We start from the raw sequence: 18,977 nt of genomic DNA, 5'->3' as shown, positions 1-18,977 counted from the left end.
AGCTCAGGATGAGGATTTCTGGCCGAAGCGGCTGAATTAGCCCTCACCCTGAGCCTGTCGAAGGGCGAGGGCGGTCCCTGGGAGAGAAACAAATGGTCGATCGTGTAACCGCCGCCGTGATGATCATCGGCGACGAGATCCTCTCGGGCCGCACCCAGGACACCAATCTCTCGGCCATCGCCAAGTATCTGGCGACCTATGGCGTGGACCTGTGCGAAGCGCGTGTGGTGCCCGATGTCGAGCAGGAGATCATCGACGCGGTGAACGCCCTGCGCACCAAGTACGACTACGTCATCACCACCGGCGGCATTGGCCCGACCCACGACGACATCACCGCCGACTCGATCGCCAAGGCCTTTGGCGTCACCGCGCCCGAGCATCCCGAGATCATCGCCATGCTGACGGCCCGCTGGGGCGACCAGCTGAACGCCGCGCGCCGCCGCATGGCGCACGTGCCCGAGGGCGGCAGCCTGGTGAAGAACCCCGTGCAGGGCCCGCCCGGCTTCCAGAAGGACAATGTCTTCGTCCTGGCGGGCGTACCCTCGATCATGCGCGGCATGCTGGAGGACGTGGGCCCGCGCCTGCGCACCGGCGCTGTGGTGCTGGCCAAGACGGTGCGCGTGACCGGAACGGGCGAGGGCGTCATCGCCGCGCCGCTGGAAGCGGTGGCCAAGGCCCATCCGGAGATGTCGCTGGGCAGCTATCCGTTCTTCTCGCCGCCCGACGTCTATGGCGCCAACCTGGTGCTGCGCGGCCGCGATGCGGCGGAGCTTGACGCGGCCGTGGGCGAGCTGATCTCGGCCCTGGCCGAAGCGGGCGCCAAGAACGTCGAGTTGCTGGCCGATCCGGTCTGACGACCGCGCCTGAGCGTTATTCCTGGCCGGCGATCGCGCGGGCCAGGTCCATCAGGTGCTTGCGCATGCCCGCCGACTCGATCGCCGCATAGGCGCGCGCCAGGTCCGGACCGCCCGGAAGCGACCAGAAGCCGGCCATTTCGTTGGCCAGGGTCGCTGCGGTGCTGTCGATGCCCTCAGGATCGACAAGGCCCTCGAAGAAGAAGGCCACCGGTGTCTTCAGGAACACAGCCGCGGCGTGCAGCTTGCTGGCGCTGATCCGGTTGGAGCCGCCTTCGTACTTCTGAACCTGCTGGAACGTCAGGCCGAGGGCGTCAGCCAGCGCCTGCTGGGAATAGCCCAGGTCTTTGCGGCGCATGCGAAGGCGTCGACCGACATGGATGTCGACGGGATCGGGAGACTTGTCTTCAGCCATTCTACTGGACTCGAAACGCTACGGGGGAAAGCGACAGGGTTGGCAGCACCTGGATTCGACTGTCGCGATCCTGACCGGAGTCGAGGTTTGCCGAAACGAATATTCTACCCTGCGATGCTTATTCCCCAAAGGCGCGAAACGACTTTTTGGGCTCGTCCGAAGGTTGGTTGGTAGGGACGGTGGGACTCGAACCCACACGGATTGCTCCAACGGATTTTAAGTCCGGCGCGTCTACCGATTCCGCCACGTCCCCATGCTGGTGATCCCATAGGCGATCGCTGCTGACGGGTCGAGGGCGGCTTTGCGTCCGCGCCGTCAGTAGCGGCGTCGTCCGAACGCGCGGTCGTGGAGCAGGGGGCTCGACGGGATCGATCCGCGTGCTAGCGTCTGCGGCTCAAGTTTGATGGGGACGGTGACATGCGTAAGGGGATCAGGATCGCGGCGCTGATGACGGGCGCGGCGGTGGCCTTGGCGGGCGCGGCGAGCGCGGCGGAGGTCAAGGCGGTCAGCGCCGCGCGGCTGCTCGATGTGGCGAGCGGCAAGTATGTCGACAATCCCCTGGTCATCGTCACCGACGGGCGCATCACCGCCGTTGGCAAGAAGGGCGACGCGGTTCCGGCCGGCGCCACCGCCATCGACCTGCCAGGCGCGACCCTGCTGCCGGGCCTGATCGACATGCATGTGCACCTCGACAGCCTGGCCGAGATCGGCGGCTACAACGGCCTTGAATACAGCGACCGCTTCTGGAGCGTGGTGCAGACCGCCAACGCCAAGAAGACGCTGGAGGCGGGCTTTACGACCGTGCGCAATGTCGGCGCCGCCGACTATGACGATGTGGGCCTGCGCGAGGCGATCGATGCGGGCTATGTGCCCGGTCCCCGGATCGTCACCGCCGCCATCTCGTTCGGCGCCACCGGCGGCCACTGCGACTCGACCTTCCTGCCGCCGTCGATGGACCAGAAGAATCCCTTCAACAGCGACAGCCCCGACGAGGCGCGCAAGGCCGTGCGGACGCTGAAGAAGTACGGCGCCCAGGTGATCAAGATCTGCGCCACGGGCGGGGTCTTCTCGCGCGGCAACGAGCCGGGCCAGCAGCAGATGACCTATGAGGAGATCAAGGCGGTCGTCGACGAGGCGCACATGGCCGGCATCAAGGTCGCCGCTCACGCCCACGGCGCCTCGGGCATCCGCGAGGCGGTGCGGGCCGGGGTCGACACCATCGAGCACGCCAGCCTGGTCGACGACGAGGGCGTCAAGCTGGCCGTCCAGAAGGGCGCCTACTTCTCGATGGACATCTACAACACCGACTACACCCAGGCCGAGGGCAAGAAGAACGGCGTGCTGGAAGACAACCTGCGCAAGGACCGCGACATCGGCGAGCTCCAGCGCGAGAACTTCCGCAAGGCGCTGAAGGCCGGGGTGAAGATGGTCTATGGCACTGACGCTGGCATCTATCCGCACGGCGACAACGCCAAGCAGTTCGCGGTGATGGTCCGTTATGGCGCCACGCCCCTGCAGGCGATCCAGTCGGCGACCCTGACCGCCGCCGAGGCCCTGGGCCGCAGCAAGGATGTCGGGCAGGTGGCCGTGGGGCGCTATGGCGACATGATCGCGGTGGCGGGTGATCCGCTCGCGGACGTCACCACGCTGGAAAAGCCGGTCTTCGTGATGAAGGGCGGCGCGGTGGTCCGCAAGCCGTAGGCCTCGTCAGATTTCCCCGGTGACACGATGTGGCGCCGGGGAAATCGAATTCTACGCTTCTACGCAAAAAATGGTGTGCAGATGGCGTGTTTTACGCCTGAGAGCGACTGAAATCGGTTTCCTTAGGCCTTGCGCCTGCATAATCATGCCCCCCGATTGATGCGCCGGATCAGGGCGCGCGTTTCAGGTGAGGGGCTTTCCATGTTGCAGACTTCCTTCCGGCGCCGGGCGATCGCGCTGGCCGCCTCGGTCGCCATCGCGGCGCTGTCCTCGGGCGCGGCTCTGGCCGCCGACGTCTACAAGGCGCCGCCCGCGCCGATCGCCCAGATCCTGGACGCGGCCCCGACGCCGAGCGTCGCTGTCAGCCCCGACCGCAAGGTTCTGGCGCAGCTGGGCCGCGAGAACCTGCCCTCGATCGCCGCCGTGTCCGAGCCGATCGTGCGGCTGGGCGGCTTCCGTATCAATCCGCGCAGCAATGGTCCGATCGAGGCGCGCGCCGCCTGGATGAACGCCCTGTCGTTCCAGGACGTGGCGACCGGCAAGGTCCGTTCCGTGGCCCTGCCGGCCGGCGCGCGCTTCCTGGCGCCCAGCTGGTCGCCGGACGGCGGCAAGATGGCCTTCGTCATGGACGCCAAGAACGGCCTTGAACTGTGGGTCGTGGATGTGAAGGCCGCGACCGCGCGGAAGGCCTCGGACGTCGCGCTGAACGGCGTATTCGGCGCCGGCTACGACTGGCTGCCGGACGGTTCGGGCTTCCTGGTGCAGGCCGTGGTGGCCGGCCGCGGCGCGCCGCCGGCCAAGGACCTGACGCCCACGGGGCCGACCATCCAGGAATCCAAGGGCCGCACGGCCGCCATCCGCACCTATCAGGACCTGCTGACCAACGCCCATGACGAGGCGCTGTTCGACTATTACTTCACCTCGCAGCTGACCCGCGTGGACCTGGCCGACGGCAAGACGACCGCCGTGGGCAAGCCGGGCGTCATCTCGGGCTTTGGCGTCTCGCCCGACGGCAAGTACGTGCTGACCAACCGTCTGAAGCGTCCCTACAGCTACCTCGTCCCCGCCAGCCAGTTCCCGACCGAGATCGCGGTCTCGACGATCGACGGCCAGCCGGTGAAGACCCTGGTCGACCGCCCGCTGACCGACAACCTGCCCGCCGCCTTCGACGCCGTGCCGACCGGCGTGCGCTCCGTCTCGTGGCGCGCCGACGCGCCCGCCACCCTGGTCTGGGCCGAGGCCCAGGACGGCGGCGAGCCGCGCAAGAAGGTGGCGATCCACGACAGCGTCTTCATGCAGGCCGCGCCCTTCGCCGGTGCGCCGACCAAGTTGATCGACCTGGAGCAGCGCTATCGCGGCATCGAGTGGGGCCGTGATGATCTGGCTCTGGTGACCAGCCGCTGGTGGCAGACCCGCAATCAGAAGCTCATCGCCATCGATCCATCCAAGCCTGGGACGGGCCGGGTGGTCGTCGATCGCAACTATCAGGACCGCTACAACGATCCGGGCCGCGTCCTGACCCGTCGCGACGCCAAGGGCGAGGACCTGCTGCACTTCACGCCGGACGGCAAGTCGGTGTTCGTGGCCGGCGACGGCGCCTCTGCCAAGGGCGAGTTCCCGTTCGTGGGTCGCATGGCGCTGGCCGACGGCAAGGTGACCAAGCTCTGGCAAGCCCAGGCGCCGTACTATCAGGTGCCGGTCGCCCTCGCCGACGACGCAGGCAAGACGGTGATCACGCGCCGCGAAAGCGCCAAGGAGCAGCCGAACTACTACATCCACGCCGTCGCCTCGGGCGCCAAGGCCAAGGCCCTGACCAGCTTCCCCGACCGCGCCCCGCAGTTCGCCGGCGTCACCAAGCAGACGATCACCTACAAGCGCGCCGACGGCGTGACCCTGTCGGGCGTGCTCTACCTGCCGCCGGGCTATGACAAGGCCAAGGACGGCCCGCTGCCGCTGCTGATGTGGGCCTATCCGGCCGAGTTCACCGACGCGGCCGTGGCCAGCCAGACGGTGGACGAGGGCAACCGCTTCACCCGGCCGGGCGGCTCCAGCCACCTGTTCCTGCTGACCCAGGGCTACGCCATCCTCGACAACCCGGCGTTCCCGATCATCGGCCAGAACGGCGCCGAGCCCAACGACACCTATATCGAGCAGCTGACCGCCGACGCCAAGGCCGCGGTGGACGCCGTGGTGGCCATGGGGGTCGCCGATCGTGACCGGATCGCCGTGGGCGGCCACAGCTATGGCGCGTTCATGACCGCCAACCTCTTGGCTCACACGCGTCTGTTCCGGGCCGGCATCGCCCGCTCGGGCGCCTATAACCGCACCCTGACGCCGTTCGGCTTCCAGGCCGAGCAGCGCACCTACTGGGAGGCGACCGACACCTATACGAAGATGAGCCCGTTCACCTACGCCCCGAACATCAAGGACCCGATCCTGCTGATCCACGGCGAGGCCGACGACAACTCGGGCACCTTCCCGGTGCAGAGCGAGCGCTTCTATGCGGCGCTGAAGGGCGCTGGCGCGACGGTCCGCTACGTGACCCTGCCCAACGAAGCCCACGGCTATCGTGCGCGCGAGTCCACCGGTCACACCCTGTGGGAAATGGCCGAGTGGATGGACAAGTACGTGAAGAACGCGCCCAAGCGCGAGGCCAAGTAAGACGGATCCCGCCCCGCCGCAGACATGGCGGGGCGGGCCCCATTCGAGCGGGAAGGACACAGGACGGCCGTATCCGCGCCGTTGTGTCGCGCCCCTGTGGGGGCTTCGAGGCTCGGATCCGATCGCCCGATCTCGCCGCTCGTGGCAAGGTCAGCGCTCGGAGACACCACCATGAGTCGAACGACCGCCCACCGCGCCTTTCGGCGAACGATGAATCTCATCGCCGGCGGCAAACCTCTGGCGCTGGCGCTCAAGGCCATCGTCCAGGCCGTGGAGGCCGAGGACCCCAAAATCCTCTGCAGCATCCTGCTGCTCGACGCCGATCGCCGCCGGCTGGTGAAGGGCGCGGCGCCCAGCCTGCCAAGCTTCTACAACGAGGCGATCGAGGGCGTTGAGATCGGCCCGTCGGTCGGCTCCTGCGGGACGGCGGCCTATCTCGGGCGCCGGGTGACCGTCGATGACATCCAGTCCAGTCCGCTTTGGGTCGGCTATCAGGATCTGGCGGCGGAGGCGGGCTTGGCCGCCTGCTGGTCCGAGCCGATCAAGACGTCCGACGGCGCGGTGGCCGGCACCTTCGCGATCTATCATCGCGAGATCAGCTCGCCCAACAAGGAAGACATCGCCTTCATCGAGGCCGCCGCCCAGATGGCGGCGTTCGCCATCGATCGACGCCGCGCCGAGAAGGAGCTGGCGGCCAGCGAGGCGCGGGCGAGGGCTCTGGCCGAACAGGCCCTGGAGACGGCGCGGAACCTCGCCAACTTCTTCGACGTCTCGGCCGACCTGCTTTGTATCCGCGACATGCAGGGCCGGTTCGTCAAGGTGAACCAGGCCTGGGAGACGGTCCTGGGCTATCCGGTCGAGGCCCTGGAAGGCGCCAGCTTCCTGCCTTTGCTGCACCCCGACGACCTTGCGATCACCCACGCTCACATGGAGCGGGCGGACACCTTGGGTGAGGTCAACGGCTTTGTGAACCGCTACCGGCGCGCCGACGGCGGCTACTGCCAGCTGGAATGGCGCGCCCGGCGTTGCGATGACCTGGTGTTTGGCGTGGCGCGCGACGTCACCGAGCGGCTGCGGATCCAGGCCGAGATGGCCGAGGCGCGCGACGCCGCCGAGGCCGCCAACCGGGCCAAGAACGACTTCCTGGCCAATATGAGTCACGAGATCCGCACGCCGCTGAACGGCGTCATCGCTATCGCCGCCGCGCTCTCTGAGACGCCGCTTTCAGCCAAGCAGGCGGAGATGGTCGATATGATCCGGCGCTCGGGCGAGACCCTGGAGCGGCTGGTGTCCGACATCCTTGACGTCTCGAAGATCGAGGCCGGCCAAATCGCCATCCAGACGCACGCCTTCGATCTGGGCGCTCTGCTGGACGGGCTCCTGGATGTCACGCGGCTGCGCGCCAAGGACAAGGGCGTGAGGGTGCGCCTGGAGCGCAGTCCGGCCGCGAGCGGGGGCTTTCTGGGCGACAGCGTGCGGATCGGCCAGATTCTGAGCAACCTGCTGTCCAACGCGGTGAAGTTCACCGATCAGGGCGAGGTGACCGTCCGGGTCGATGTGACAGAGACGGGCGAGGGTCAGGCGCCGCGCCTTTGCGTCGAGGTCGAGGATACCGGTGTGGGCTTCGACGCCGACAAGGCCGACATGATCTTCCAGCGCTTCAGTCAGGCCGACGGTACGATCACGCGCCGTTTCGGTGGGTCGGGCTTGGGCCTGTCGATCAGCAAGAGTCTGGTCGAGATGATGGGCGGCGACATCACCGCGCGCTCCAGTCCCGGCGCCGGCAGCCTCTTCAGGGTCGTCTTGCCGTTGAGCCGGGCCGACCTCGCGCAGGAGGTCGATAGCGATCGCCCCGGCGCGGGCGTCTGGAACGAGGGGTTGAAGGTGTTGCTGGCCGAAGACCATCCGATCAACCAGCGCGTGGTGCAGCTGATCCTGGAGCCTTGCGGCGCCGATGTGACCGTCGTCGAGAACGGCGCCGAGGCCGTGGCGGCCATGGCGTCCGAATCCTTCGACGTCATCCTCATGGACATGCAGATGCCGGTGATGGACGGCCTGGCCGCGACCCGGGCCATCCGCGCCCAGGAGGGGGAGGCGGCGCGGACGCCGATCATCATGCTCAGCGCCAACGCCATGGCCAGTCATCGCCAGGAGGCGCTGTCGGCGGGCGCTGACCTGCATCTGGCCAAGCCCGTTTCGGTCGGAGCCCTGCTAGACGGCATAAGCCAGGTGATGACGCGCTGATACGGCGGTTTCCCTTCACCTTTGCCGGGCAAACGCCTAAATCGGGCGGCTTGCGGCGTTCGGCCGCCCGAAACCCTGCTTGGACTTGGCCGCGTGATCACCTTCCAGGACGTCTCTAAAACCTACGCTCAGGGCGCGCCCCCTGCGCTGCGCGAGGTTACGCTGTCGGTGAACGCGGGCGAGGTGTTCGGGGTGATCGGCGCCTCGGGCGCGGGCAAGTCCACCCTGATCCGGCTGATCAACGGTCTTGAAACGCCAACGTCCGGCAGGGTGGTGGTGGATGGCGACGATGTCGCTGCGCAGGGTGTCGAAGGCTTGCGCGCCCTGCGCCGCCGGGTCGGCATGATCTTCCAGCACTTCAACCTGCTGTCGGGCAAGACGGTCGCTCAGAACGTCGCCTTTCCCCTGAAGCTGGCCGGTCGGCCCGCCGCCGAGGTCAAGGCGCGCACGGCCGAACTGCTCGAGCGCGTCGGCCTGTCGGCACACGCCGGCAAGTATCCGGCCCAGCTGTCGGGCGGTCAGAAGCAGCGTGTCGGCATCGCCCGCGCCCTGGCCACCAATCCCAAGGTCCTGCTGTGCGACGAGGCCACCAGCGCGCTGGATCCCGAGACGACCGAACAGATCCTCGACCTGGTCTCGGGTCTGAACCGCGAGCTTGGCCTGACCATCGTACTGATCACTCACGAGATGGATGTGGTCCGCCGCGTCTGCGATCGCGTCGCCGTGCTGGACGCCGGCCGCGTGGTGGAGGCGGGCGCCGTGGAAGAGGTGTTCCTGCACCCGGCCAGCGACACGGCCCGCCGCTTCGTGCGCGAGGCCGAGGGCGATGTGACGGCCGCGCCGGGCGTCGGCGGGCGCTTGGTGCGCCTGACCTTCAAGGGCGAGGCGACCTACAAGCCGGTGCTGGGCGAGGTGGCCCGCGCCACCGGCGTCGACTATTCGATCCTGGGCGGCCGCATCCATCGCCTGCGCGAGACGCCTTATGGCCAGCTGACCCTGGCCCTGACGGGCGGCGACGTCGCCGCCGCCATCGCCCAGTTCCAGGCCGCCGGCGTGCGCGTGGATGAGCTTTCCGGGGAGACCGCCCAATGAGCGCCTCGACCATGACCTTCGCCAATGTCGACTGGAGCGAGATCGGCCAGGCCACGCTGGACACCCTGGCCATGCTGGGCGGCTCGATGGTGCTGACCGTGGCGGTGGGCCTGCCGCTCGGCGTGATCCTGTTCCTGACCGGCAAGGGCCAGATGCTGGAGAACCCTCTGGCCAATGGCGCGCTGTCGCTGCTGGTCAACATCCTGCGCTCGGTGCCGTTTGTGATCTTGTTGATCGTGATGATCCCGCTGACCGTGGCCCTGGTCGGCACCTCTCTAGGCGTGGCCGGGGCGATCCCGCCCCTGGTGGCGGGCGCAGCGCCGTTCTTCGCGCGCCTCGTGGAGACCGCCCTGCGCGAGGTCGACAAGGGCGTCATCGAGGCCAGCTTCGCCATGGGCGCCAAGCGGCGTCAGGTGGTGCTGGGCGCACTGCTGCCCGAGGCCCTGCCGGGCCTTGTGGCCGCCGCGACGGTGACGGCTGTGGCCCTGGTCTCCTACACCGCCATGGCGGGCGTGGTCGGGGCTGGCGGCCTGGGCGATCTGGCCATCCGCTTTGGCTATCAGCGCTTCCAGACCGACGTGATGGTCGTCACTGTGGTGCTGATGCTGGTGCTGGTGCAGGTGCTGCAGATGATCGGCGATGCGGTGGTGCGGAAGGTGTCGCGTCGGTAGCGCGGTGCGTCCTTCGAGGCGCGCTCACGAGCGCGCACCTCAGGATGAGGAACACTCTGCACTGAAGCCCTCATCCTGAGGCGCCCGCGCAGCGGGCCTCGAAGGACGCAGGGCGCTGTAGGTTTAAGGTGGAAGGCAGGACAAACTTGACGGAACACGCTCACACCGATTCCCACTGGGACACCGCCTTCGCCGCGACCCTGCTGGGCAAGACCCTGCTGATGAACCTGACCTTCCTCGACGACGACGGCGAGGTGCAGGAGCGACAGCAGTTCTTCGGCGTGGTGATCGACGCCACCGAGCACGAGGGCATCGTGCTGGACCTGTTGGGCGAGCACGACGGCGACACCTACACCCTGCCGCCCCAGACCTCGGCGATCCAGAAGGCCGAGGCGGGCGTGACCAGCCTCGCGGGCGACAAGCCCGACTTCGTCGCCAGCTGGATCATCCATGGTGCGCCGGAGGTCGCCAACGACCTGGACGAGGAAATCTAGGCTTCAGGCCTGGTCGAACGGGAAGGGCAGGCGGCCGGCCTTGAACAGGATGTCGGGGTTTTCGTCATAGTCGCCCAGCTCGACGTCGGCGGTGGCCGAGAACGCCACGACCCCCTCGCGCAGGGGCGCCAGCCGTTCGGCCTTACGCCGCGCCTCTTCGGCCGTCTTGCAACCGATCTGCTGCTCGGCCTTCAGGCCCTTGCCGCGTCCGGCGACATAGGCTTGCACGATGTGGACGGTTTCTTTGGCCATCCCCATCCAGGCGACCTGTTTGCTCGTAACGTCAAGCGATCCTGGGGCCGGGGCTCGGGATCGCCTCAGGAAATCTGATTTCCCTCGCCAAGCCCGAGCAGGCAAAACCCTACCTCTCAGATCGTCTTGTGGAGCTGTTCATGGTCGCCCGCCGCGCTATTCTCGTCCTCGGCCTCGCCGCCATGTCTGTCGCGGCGTGCGGCCCCAAGGCGCCCAAGGCCAGCGATCCCAACACCCTGACCGTGGCGGCCACCGCCGTGCCGCACGCCGAGGTGCTGGAGTTTATCAAGCCAAAGCTGGCCGAGCAGGGCCTGAACATCGAGATCAAGGTGTTCAACGACTACGTCCAGCCCAACACCCAGGTCGCCGAAAAGCGTATCGACGTCAGCTACTTCCAGACCCTGCCGTATCTGGAGAGCTTCAACCGCGACAAGGGCACCAACCTGATCCCGCTGCAGGGCGTCCACGTCGAGCCGATCGGGACCTATTCGGCCAAGTGGAAGTCGATCGCCGAGGTTCCGAACGGCGCCACGATCGCCATCCCCAATGACGCCTCGACCGAGGGCCGCGCCCTGATCCTGCTGGCCAAGAACGGCGTCATCGCCATCAAGGACCCCAAGAACCCGCTGACCAGCCTGCGCGACATCACCAGCAACCCGAAGAACCTGAAGTTCAAGGAGCTGGAGGCGCCGGCCCTGCCGCGGGTGCTGAACCAGGTCGATCTGGCGGTGATCAACACCAACTACGCCCTCGACGCCAAGCTGAACCCCAGCAAGGACGCCCTGATCATCGAGGACAAGACCAGCCCGTACGTGAACTACCTGGTCGGCCGTCCGGACAACAAGGACGACCCGCGCGTCAAGAAACTGGCCGCCGCCCTGACCTCGCCCGAGGTCAAGGCGTTCATCGCGCAGAAGTACGCCGGCGCGGTGGTGCCGGCGTTCTAGGGCGGACCAATCCTCCCCCTAGCGGGGGAGGTGTCGGCGAAGCCGACGGAGGGGGAAGAGGCCGGCTCGGCAGCACTTCCCCCTCCGGCCTTCGGCCTCCTCCCCCTTGGGGGGGAGGATTTTGGAACTGTCCGCCAAGGCGGCGAAAGCCGGAAACGACGCCTCTCCCTCAAGGAGAGGATCATCTGGCGCTCTCTGACATTTCACCCTACCTATCAGCGCCCGTCGCTTTCGGATCGCTCATGGCCTCGCCGTCGCTGAAATCGCCCGCCGGACGTCGTCTGGTGCTGGATGTCGCCAACTCCTCGGGCCTGGAAGACTGGGCGCCCGAGCTGCAGAAGACCAAGGTCTATGAGCGGATCCTGCTGGACCTGATCCTGGGCGAACTGCCTGCCGGGGCTCGTTTGGACGAGCAGTCGCTGGCCGCGCACTACGACACGGGTCTGGCGGGCGTCCGCGACGCGCTGGGACGCCTGGCCCTGGAGGGGCTGATCATACGCCGCGCCCGTTCGGGCACCACGGTCGCGCCGCTGGACCTAGTGGAGCTGCGGCAGGGCTATGAGGCGCGCGTGCTGATCGAGCCGCATTGCGCGCAACTGGCCGCCAAGGTCGCCAGCAAGGCCGAGGCCCAGGCGATGTACGACGTCTTCGCCGACGGGGAGGCGGCCGCGCGGACCTGCGATCTGCCGGCCCTGGTGGCGATGGACCTGCGCTTCCACGCCGCCGTCGCGCGCGCCTCGGGCAACCTGGCCCTGGCCCGCATCCTCATCCCCCTGCAGCACAAGGCCGCCCGCTTCTGGGTGTTCTCGTTCAATGGCGCGTCTGAACAGGAGCTGCTGGACGAGATCGAGGAGCATCGGCAGGTCGCGCGGGTCATCGCCAGCGGCGACGTCGAGGGCTCGCGGCGGGCGATGCTACGGATTCTGGATGTCCAGCCCGAGGCCGGCGCTCGATCCTAGATCGCAAGTCTCCGCGCCAGGTCGCCACGGTCATCATTCCCTTTACGTAAGCTGCAGCATTCGGGTCACACCTCCATCATAATTTCCTCTGAAATGTCAGAAGGCATTTTGACGAAGGTCAAGACATCCCCAGATATCGAGCCGTGACCGCCGGGATCCTTGGCCCGGCGCGGTGAAGGCTCGATCCATGTCGTCTCAGCGCATTCTTCTGTCCGCCAGCCTGCTGGCCCTGGCCGCCGCCTCGCCGGCCCTGGCCGGCGGGCAGTTGTCCGACCGCGTCGATGCGGTGGTGATCGTGGCGCGCGACAAGGCGGGCCTGCTGGAGAAACAGCCCAGCCAGACGGTGTTCGGGATCGACAAGCCGCTGATCGAGACGCCGCGCTCGGCCAGCCTGGTCAGCGACCTGACGCTGGAGCGCTATGGCGTTCTGACCCTGGACGGCGCCACCAAGGTCGCGCCCGGCACGCATACGGCCAGCTTCTATGGCGTGCCCGGCTCGCTGAACATTCGCGGCACCCTGGCCGAGAACTATTTCCGCGGCTTCAAGCGCGTGGAGAACCGGGGCACCTATTCGACGCCGATCGGCGGGGCGGCGCGCATCGAGATCCTGCGCGGCCCGCCGACGCCGGTTTATGGCGCGGGCAAGGTCGGCGGCCTGGTCAACTTTATCCCCAAGTCCGCCCGGGACGAAGGCCGGTTCCTGGCCGGACCGGAAGGGGAGGTCACCGCTACCGTCGGCAGCTACAACAAGAAGCTGCTCACCGCCCAGTTCGGCGCGCCGGTGAGCCTGGGCGGCGCTGAGGGCGGGGTCTATGTCTACGGCGAGGCCGAGGACAGCCACAGCTTCTACAAGGGCGTCTATCCGCGTCACCAGACGCTGGAGCTGTCGGCTGATTTCGATCTGGGCGAGGGCTGGAGCACCGCGTTCGGCGGCATGCTGTTCCGCTCTAAGGGCGATGTGCAGACGCCCGGTTGGAACCGCCTGACTCAGGACCTGATCGACAACCGCACCTACATTACCGGTCGCGACACGACGCTGAAGGACGCTGACGGCAATGGCCGCCTGACGCCCAACGAGGTGGGCTTCTATCCCTTCGCCAGCGCGCTCTACATCCCGTACTACGGCTTCTTCAGCACCGACGCGGTCCACACGCTGGACGTCGGCGTAGAGACCACCAAGCTTGACCGCCGCACGGTCTATATCAGCCCCGCCGACTTCTCGAAGACCGACACCCAGACGCTGTATTTCGACCTGGCCAAGGACCTGGGCGAGGATCGCGCGCTGAAGCTGCAGCTGTTCCACGACCGCCAGGACAACAAGCGCTACGTCTCCTACGGCTATCCGTCGGCGATCGACGCCAAGGTCAGCGAAGTCCGCCTGACCTATGCCTTCCCGACCACCCTCGGCGCGGCCAGCGCGCGCACCCTGGTCGGCGGTTCGCACCGCTGGTTCGAAGGGCGCCGGCGCGAAAGCTACAACAGCGGCATGATCGCCCTGGATCGCCGCGATATCAGTTTTGGCGCCACGCCGACCGACATCATCGACAGCCCGTTCGACGACGAGCCCGGCGGCGTCGGCCTGAAGTGGGAGAACGACAACCGCTCGACCTGGAAACAGACCGGCGTCTTCGTCACCTCCGACATCGACATCGGCCGGCTGAACCTGATCCTGGGCGGGCGCTGGGATCGCTACAGCGTCGAAAGCCAGGACACCGGCTTCCTCAGCTACACCGTCACGGGCCGCAAGACGGCGGATCGCAACAAGGCGACCTGGAACGCCAGCCTGACTTACAAGCTGCCGATCGGCCTGATGCCCTACGCCAGCTACGCCAAGGCCGCGGCGCTGGAGATGAGCCAGGGCGGCGACATCGCGCCGGGTCTGGTGGCCGACGGCTCGTGGCTCTCTAGCTCCGACCTCGCCGAGGCCGGGGTGAAGTTCCAGCTGCTGCGCGGGACCCTGATCGGCTCGCTGGCGGCCTATCGCCAGAACCGCACCCAGATCACCGGCGCCATCGCCCCGCCCACCGTGCAGGGCACGCGGGCCAAGGGTGTGGAGCTGGAGGTGCGCTGGCTGGCATCGGAGCGGCTATCCTTCACCTTCGCCGGCAACAGCCAGCGCACGACGATCAAGGGGCCGGACACCTCGTTCCAGTACATCCCCGCCTATACCGCCGGCGTGCCGGGGCCCCAGGCCTATGGCGGCTCTTATGTCGTCTGGAGCTTCGCGGGCCTGCCGGGGCGCAGCGGCGACTACGCCTACACCCTGACGCCAAAGTCGGTGCTCAGCCTCTACGGGACCTACACCAGCAAAGGCTATGACTGGGGCAAGGCCGGGGCGACGGTGGGCGTCAGCCATGTGGGCCGTACAGCGGGCACGGTGCAGAACGCGGTGCGCTATCCGGCCTATGAAGTGGTCAATGCGTCGGCTTTCGTCAGCCAGGGGCCTTACACTTTGTCGGTCAATGTCGATAACCTGTTCGACACGTTCTATTTCACCCCGGACGCCGACACCTACGCCAATCTCGGCGCCTTGCCCGGCAAGGGGCGCGAGTGGCGGGCCACCCTGAAGCGGACCTTTTGATGCGATCTGACAGTTTCATCCTCCCCCGTAGCGAAGCGTGCGGGGGAGGTGGCGCGGCGCCGAAAGGCGACGTGACGGAGGGGGCGCAGCCGCCACACCACGCCCCCTCCGTCACGATGCGTATCCGCATCGCGCCACCTCCCCCGTTTCACGGGTGAGGAGGAAGGAATGACGATCGATATCGCCTCCCGCTTCCGTCCCTGGCTCTTGCTGGCGGCGTTCAGCCTGCTGCTGTTCCTGATCACCGCCTCGACCTACGGCTCGCTGGGCGTGGTGCTGCCGGCCATGATCGGCGAGCTGAACTGGAGCTTCGAGAAGGCGTTCCTGGGCTTTTCGGTGCTGGGCGTCTTCACCGGGGCCTCGTCCTGGCTGCCGGCGATCCTGATTCGACGGATCGGGGTGCGCGGAACCTTGCTGGTGGGCGCTGTGGTGCTGGCCGGAGGCTTCGTGGGGCTGGCCAACGCCGAGAGCCTGCTGAGCTACTATGTGGGCGCGGCCGCGTGTGGCGTCGGCTTCCAGATGGCGGCTCTGATCCCGGGCACGCACGTGCTGTCGTCCCTGTTTCGCCAGCGCGCCCTGCCGTTCGGCGTCTATTTCACCTTCGGATCGCTGGGCGGCGCCGCCGGGCCCTGGATGGTGCTGACGCTCATGGAGGCCAGCGGCGGCGACTGGCGCGCCTTCTGGATGGTGCAGGGTGTTCTGGCCGCCATCGTCGGGGGCGGCTGCGCCCTGATGGTCGGCGGGTCAAAGTGGCTGGCGGCCGCTGCGCTCGAGGTCGACGAAGAGGTCGAGCAGGCGGCGCGGCAGGCGCCGGCCAATGCGCGCGTCTATCGCACCGCGCACGAATGGACCGTCCGCCAGGCGTTGCGGACGCCGCAATTCTACATCCTGGTGGCGGCCTACTTCTCGCACCTGCTGGTCGGGGTCACCGTCGCCAGCGTGTCGGTGTCGCACCTGACCGAGATCGGCGTCGCCGCAGGCGTGGCGGCCGTGGCGGCCGGCGCCTTGGCGGCCAAGATGCTGAGTCTCGAGGCCCTGATGCAGACCCTCGCGCGCCTGGCGGGTGGGGCGTTGGGAGACCGGGTGGATCCGCGCTGGCTGCTCGTGTTCGCCCAGGCGATGCTGGTGATCGGCCTTCTGGCGTTGGCCAAGGCGGCGACGCCCGCCCTGATGCTGGTCTATGCGATCGGGACAGGCGTGGGCTTTGGCCTGACGGTTCTGGCCGTAACAGTGCTGCTGCTCAACTATTATGGCCGCCAGAGCAATCTGGAGCTGTTCTCGCTGACCTGTCTGGTTGGCGCAGTGTCGGCGGCGGGGCCGTTCATCGCGGGGGCCATGCGTGACCGACTGGGCAGCTTCACCCCGACCTTTGAGCTGTTCGCGGCCGTCACCGCCGTGGTGTTCGTCGCGGTCTTGGCGATGCGCCCGCCCCGCGCGCCTATCGCCTGACGGATCCACAAAAAAGCCGCCCCGGGGGAGCCGGGGCGGCTTCGATGTCTACCCTGAGGCGGACGCCTTAGAAGGCGGCCTTCAGGCTGACGACCACGCGGCTGTCATAGATCTTGCCGAGGCCGTGCTCGCTGGTGTCGTGGTAACGCAGGTCAGCCGACAGCTTGTCGGTCAGGGCGTAGGCCAGACCCAGGTTCCAGGTGCTGTAGTCCTTGTAGTTCTTGATGCTCTGGTTGCCGACGGCGCCCGAGAGGGTCAGCTTTTCAGCGACCGGCATGGCGGCGTTGATCTCGACGTAGGTCGAGCTGCCGCCCTTGCCCGCATATTCCGGCGAGTAGAACACGGCCGCACCAACGGTGGCCGGGCCGAAGGCGCGCGAGGCGGCGGCCTTCAGTTCGACGAAGCTGTACGAGCCCGGGGTCAGGCCCTTGTCGTCGACATAGCCGTAGTACAGCACGCCGAGGTCGAACGAGGTGTCGCCCATGGTCGGCTTGATGCCGGCGTAGAAGTCGATTTCAGCCGTCGGCTCATCGGCGCCGAAGTCGACGTTCGAGGCCCAGACGCCCGCGTAGCCGATGCCGTACGACAGGTCGATGCCGCCCGAGATGGCGGGATCTTCCACGGTTTGGCTCACGCCGCGGAAAACGTAGTCGCTGGTCAGGCCGAGGTTGTAGGAGGCCTTCAGCTCCTGGGCCGAGGCGGCGCCCGCGAGGGCGACGGTGGCGGCGGCGGCGGCCAGCGCGATCTTCATGGCTTTCATAGTTCTATCCCCTTGTCTGTGTCGTCGACCAGGTTGGTTCCCGGCCGCCAACAGCGCCTGTAAGCGCATTTGCGTCCCCCACCGATTAGTCGGGGACACGTCCCTAAGTGCAATCGAGGGGGGTGGAACGCCAGTGAGAAGGGCGCCCCAGGCTTAAACTTTGGGCGACGTGTGACGATTTTGCTTCAATATTGGCGTCGGGGCGCCACACGCACCAGAAAAGCGAAACGCGCTTGGCTGTGTCTTTACCGCATGGAAAGGCTTGCGCCGCCCAGGTGCAGACCGCCGTCCACCAGCAGCGTTTCGCCGGTCACATGCCGCGACGCGGGGGACGCCAGGAAGACAGCCGCTCCGGCGATGTCCTCGGCCGTGGACGCCACCTTCAGCGGTGTCGCGGCGGCGGCTCCGGCCCGCAGGCGATCGACGCGCTCGGCGTCCATCGCCTTTCCGAACCACGGCGTGTCGATAAAGCCCGGACAGACGGCGTTGACGCGAATCCGAGGCGCCAGCGCCCGGGCCAGCGAGAGGGTCATGGTGGTCATCGCCCCCTTGGAGGCGGCGTAGGGCACGGACGAGCCGTTGCCGACCACGCCGGCGATCGACGATGTGTTGACGACCGCGCCCGGCGCCGGCGCGGCTTCGAGCAGCGACCGGGCGGCGCGGACCATCTGGAAGGCCCCGACCACGTTCACCGAATAGAGCCGCAGGAAGTCCTCGGCGTCGACTGCGTCGAGATCAGCATGGTTCGGCGCGAACTTGGTCATGCCGGCGTTGTTGAACAGGGCGTCGATGCGGCCCGAGGCGTCGGCGGCGGCCGCGATCTTGCGGCAGTCTTCGTCGCTGGACACGTCGCCTTGCGCCAACACCGCCTTGGCCCCCTCGGCCTGGACGAGCCTTGCGGTCTCTTCGGCTTCCTCGGCGCTGCGGGCGAAGTTGATCACGACAAGGCCCGCGCCGCGCCGGGCGGTCTCGACGGCGATCGCGCGGCCCAGCCCCGTGGAGCCGCCGGTGACGACTACCGTGAACCCTTCGAAGTCCCGTCCCAACATCGCGTCTCTCCCGAACATCTGTTTGCGACCTTGTAGCGGGGCGCCACGCGCTTGTCTCGCGAGGCGGGGAGGCCTAAATCGCGCCGATGACCGATCTGAACGTCACCCAGCTGGGCCGCGTCGTCGACGCGCCCGAAAGCCCCGAGGCCGCCGTCCTTGAGCGCGTGCCCAATCCGCAGAGCGACGTGCTCTATCTGGCCCGCTTCGTCGCGCCGGAGTTCACCTCGCTGTGCCCCGTCACCGGCCAGCCTGATTTTGCGCACCTCGTCATCGACTATGCGCCGGGCGACTGGCTGATCGAGAGCAAGTCGCTGAAGCTCTATCTGACCAGCTTCCGCAACCACGGCTCGTTCCACGAGGACTGCACGGTCAAGGTGGCGCGCAAGATCGTCGAGATCGCGCAGCCGCGCTGGCTGCGCATCGGCGGCTACTGGTATCCGCGCGGCGGCATCCCGATCGACGTGTTCTGGCAGACCGGCCCCGCGCCCGAAGGGCTGTGGGTTCCCGACCAGGGCGTTGCGCCCTATCGCGGCCGGGGCTGAAGGCCCGCCTAACCCTTGGCCAGCCGCCGTCGGTTGGCCCGCACCTTCTTGCGTAGATGCGCCAGGGAGCCCGCCGCGATGGCGGGCCCCGATGCGCCCAGCTGGCCGGTCATGGCCAGCGTCGGCAGGGTCACGCTGGTCGCTATCTTCTCGCCGACCATCAGCTGAGCTTCGGCTTGAGCGGCCGCGCCGCCGGCCGCGAGCTTCATCACGCGCAGGCCGATCACGGTCGAGGCTTCCATCCCCAGGGACCAGGAATCGAAGGCCAAGCTCGTCCAGGGGTCTCTACGCTTGGCCATGGGGTGT

At 67.5% G+C, this 18,977-nt stretch carries 17 protein-coding genes, 1 tRNA gene and 1 pseudogene; 12 read left to right on the top strand and 7 right to left on the bottom strand.

Annotation, left to right across the window (positions count from 1 at the left end; translation table 11 throughout):
* Positions 1-92: 92 nt before the first annotated feature.
* Positions 93-854 carry a competence/damage-inducible protein A gene (locus tag CA606_RS13815; protein ID WP_096050604.1) on the top strand — a complete coding sequence of 254 codons (762 nt, stop codon included), beginning with the start codon at positions 93-95 and terminating at the stop codon, positions 852-854.
* Positions 855-870: 16 nt separating this feature from the next.
* On the opposite strand, the gene CA606_RS13810 is transcribed toward CA606_RS13815, so the two are convergent.
* On the bottom strand, positions 871-1,269 hold the full coding sequence (locus CA606_RS13810; protein ID WP_096050605.1) for a helix-turn-helix domain-containing protein: 399 nt from the start codon (positions 1,267-1,269) through the stop codon (positions 871-873).
* A 168-nt stretch (positions 1,270-1,437) separates the two neighbouring features.
* Positions 1,438-1,522 (bottom strand) — tRNA-Leu (locus CA606_RS13805).
* A gap of 164 nt (positions 1,523-1,686) precedes the next feature.
* Here CA606_RS13805 and CA606_RS13800 point away from each other — a divergent pair.
* From CA606_RS13800 to CA606_RS13775, 6 genes are all read left to right on the top strand, one after another.
* A complete protein-coding gene (locus tag CA606_RS13800; protein WP_096050606.1) occupies positions 1,687-2,970 on the top strand; it encodes a Xaa-Pro dipeptidase in 1,284 nt (427 codons plus the stop codon).
* 201 nt (positions 2,971-3,171) lie between these two features.
* Complete coding sequence (locus CA606_RS13795) at positions 3,172-5,631, top strand: S9 family peptidase (RefSeq protein WP_096050607.1); 2,460 nt, start codon at positions 3,172-3,174, stop codon at positions 5,629-5,631.
* Positions 5,632-5,802: 171 nt separating this feature from the next.
* Positions 5,803-7,875 (top strand): ATP-binding protein, encoded by a 2,073-nt coding sequence (locus tag CA606_RS13790; protein WP_096050608.1) that lies wholly within the window; start codon positions 5,803-5,805, stop codon positions 7,873-7,875.
* A gap of 93 nt (positions 7,876-7,968) precedes the next feature.
* The gene (locus CA606_RS13785) at positions 7,969-8,967 is read left to right on the top strand and encodes a methionine ABC transporter ATP-binding protein (protein ID WP_096050609.1); all 999 of its coding nucleotides are present in this window, start codon (positions 7,969-7,971) and stop codon (positions 8,965-8,967) included.
* The gene (locus CA606_RS13780) at positions 8,964-9,638 is read left to right on the top strand and encodes a methionine ABC transporter permease (protein WP_096050610.1); all 675 of its coding nucleotides are present in this window, start codon (positions 8,964-8,966) and stop codon (positions 9,636-9,638) included. The genes CA606_RS13785 and CA606_RS13780 overlap by 4 nt, the downstream gene beginning before the upstream one ends.
* A gap of 146 nt (positions 9,639-9,784) precedes the next feature.
* Positions 9,785-10,132: a hypothetical protein gene (locus tag CA606_RS13775; RefSeq protein WP_181242590.1), complete on the top strand. Its 348-nt coding sequence runs from the start codon at positions 9,785-9,787 to the stop codon at positions 10,130-10,132.
* 3 nt (positions 10,133-10,135) lie between these two features.
* Here the strand turns inward: CA606_RS13775 and CA606_RS13770 are convergent, their stop codons facing one another.
* Complete coding sequence (locus tag CA606_RS13770; RefSeq protein WP_010920516.1) at positions 10,136-10,384, bottom strand: hypothetical protein; 249 nt, start codon at positions 10,382-10,384, stop codon at positions 10,136-10,138.
* A 134-nt stretch (positions 10,385-10,518) separates the two neighbouring features.
* Between CA606_RS13770 and CA606_RS13765 the strand changes: the two genes are divergently transcribed.
* Entirely contained in the window at positions 10,519-11,331 is an 813-nt protein-coding gene (locus CA606_RS13765; RefSeq protein WP_181242903.1) for a MetQ/NlpA family ABC transporter substrate-binding protein, read from the top strand.
* 2 nt (positions 11,332-11,333) lie between these two features.
* Here the strand turns inward: CA606_RS13765 and CA606_RS20145 are convergent.
* Positions 11,334-11,444 (bottom strand): annotated as a pseudogene (locus CA606_RS20145) (hypothetical protein); the annotation flags it as partial.
* 129 nt (positions 11,445-11,573) lie between these two features.
* Between CA606_RS20145 and CA606_RS13760 the strand changes: the two are divergent.
* The 3 genes from CA606_RS13760 to CA606_RS13750 all read left to right on the top strand — a co-directional run bounded on the left by CA606_RS13760 (position 11,574) and on the right by CA606_RS13750 (position 16,320).
* Positions 11,574-12,290: a GntR family transcriptional regulator gene (locus tag CA606_RS13760; RefSeq protein WP_096050612.1), complete on the top strand. Its 717-nt coding sequence runs from the start codon at positions 11,574-11,576 to the stop codon at positions 12,288-12,290.
* A gap of 172 nt (positions 12,291-12,462) precedes the next feature.
* Positions 12,463-14,871: a TonB-dependent siderophore receptor gene (locus CA606_RS13755; RefSeq protein WP_096050613.1), complete on the top strand. Its 2,409-nt coding sequence runs from the start codon at positions 12,463-12,465 to the stop codon at positions 14,869-14,871.
* A gap of 168 nt (positions 14,872-15,039) precedes the next feature.
* Entirely contained in the window at positions 15,040-16,320 is a 1,281-nt protein-coding gene (locus tag CA606_RS13750) for a CynX/NimT family MFS transporter (RefSeq protein WP_096050615.1), read from the top strand.
* 67 nt (positions 16,321-16,387) lie between these two features.
* On the opposite strand, the gene CA606_RS13745 is transcribed toward CA606_RS13750, so the two are convergent.
* Both CA606_RS13745 and CA606_RS13740 read right to left on the bottom strand, forming a co-directional pair.
* On the bottom strand, positions 16,388-17,080 hold the full coding sequence (locus CA606_RS13745; RefSeq protein WP_096050616.1) for a TorF family putative porin: 693 nt from the start codon (positions 17,078-17,080) through the stop codon (positions 16,388-16,390).
* Between the two features lie 245 nt (positions 17,081-17,325).
* On the bottom strand, positions 17,326-18,147 hold the full coding sequence (locus tag CA606_RS13740) for an SDR family NAD(P)-dependent oxidoreductase (protein WP_181242589.1): 822 nt from the start codon (positions 18,145-18,147) through the stop codon (positions 17,326-17,328).
* Between the two features lie 68 nt (positions 18,148-18,215).
* Between CA606_RS13740 and queF the strand changes: the two genes are divergently transcribed.
* The gene (gene queF / locus CA606_RS13735; RefSeq protein WP_010920506.1) at positions 18,216-18,671 is read left to right on the top strand and encodes a preQ(1) synthase; all 456 of its coding nucleotides are present in this window, start codon (positions 18,216-18,218) and stop codon (positions 18,669-18,671) included.
* A gap of 8 nt (positions 18,672-18,679) precedes the next feature.
* On the opposite strand, the gene CA606_RS13730 is transcribed toward queF, so the two are convergent.
* On the bottom strand, positions 18,680-18,970 hold the full coding sequence (locus CA606_RS13730; RefSeq protein ID WP_096050618.1) for a hypothetical protein: 291 nt from the start codon (positions 18,968-18,970) through the stop codon (positions 18,680-18,682).
* Positions 18,971-18,977 lie beyond the last annotated feature (7 nt).

The sequence above is a fragment of the Caulobacter vibrioides genome (assembly GCF_002310375.3).
Lineage (GTDB): Bacteria > Pseudomonadota > Alphaproteobacteria > Caulobacterales > Caulobacteraceae > Caulobacter > Caulobacter vibrioides_D.
The sequence above is the reverse complement of the archived record's forward strand: the minus strand, read 5'-3'. Positions and strand labels throughout refer to the sequence as shown.

Coding starts and splice junctions, on each gene's coding strand:
- CA606_RS13815 (WP_096050604.1), top strand. CDS start 93: ATGGTCGATCGTGTAACCGCCGCCGTGATGATCATCGGCGACGAGATC.
- CA606_RS13810 (WP_096050605.1), bottom strand. CDS start 1,269: ATGGCTGAAGACAAGTCTCCCGATCCCGTCGACATCCATGTCGGTCGA.
- CA606_RS13800 (WP_096050606.1), top strand. CDS start 1,687: ATGCGTAAGGGGATCAGGATCGCGGCGCTGATGACGGGCGCGGCGGTG.
- CA606_RS13795 (WP_096050607.1), top strand. CDS start 3,172: ATGTTGCAGACTTCCTTCCGGCGCCGGGCGATCGCGCTGGCCGCCTCG.
- CA606_RS13790 (WP_096050608.1), top strand. CDS start 5,803: ATGAGTCGAACGACCGCCCACCGCGCCTTTCGGCGAACGATGAATCTC.
- CA606_RS13780 (WP_096050610.1), top strand. CDS start 8,964: ATGAGCGCCTCGACCATGACCTTCGCCAATGTCGACTGGAGCGAGATC.
- CA606_RS13770 (WP_010920516.1), bottom strand. CDS start 10,384: ATGGCCAAAGAAACCGTCCACATCGTGCAAGCCTATGTCGCCGGACGC.
- CA606_RS13760 (WP_096050612.1), top strand. CDS start 11,574: ATGGCCTCGCCGTCGCTGAAATCGCCCGCCGGACGTCGTCTGGTGCTG.
- CA606_RS13750 (WP_096050615.1), top strand. CDS start 15,040: ATGACGATCGATATCGCCTCCCGCTTCCGTCCCTGGCTCTTGCTGGCG.
- CA606_RS13745 (WP_096050616.1), bottom strand. CDS start 17,080: ATGAAAGCCATGAAGATCGCGCTGGCCGCCGCCGCCGCCACCGTCGCC.
- CA606_RS13740 (WP_181242589.1), bottom strand. CDS start 18,147: ATGTTCGGGAGAGACGCGATGTTGGGACGGGACTTCGAAGGGTTCACG.
- queF (WP_010920506.1), top strand. CDS start 18,216: ATGACCGATCTGAACGTCACCCAGCTGGGCCGCGTCGTCGACGCGCCC.
- CA606_RS13730 (WP_096050618.1), bottom strand. CDS start 18,970: ATGGCCAAGCGTAGAGACCCCTGGACGAGCTTGGCCTTCGATTCCTGG.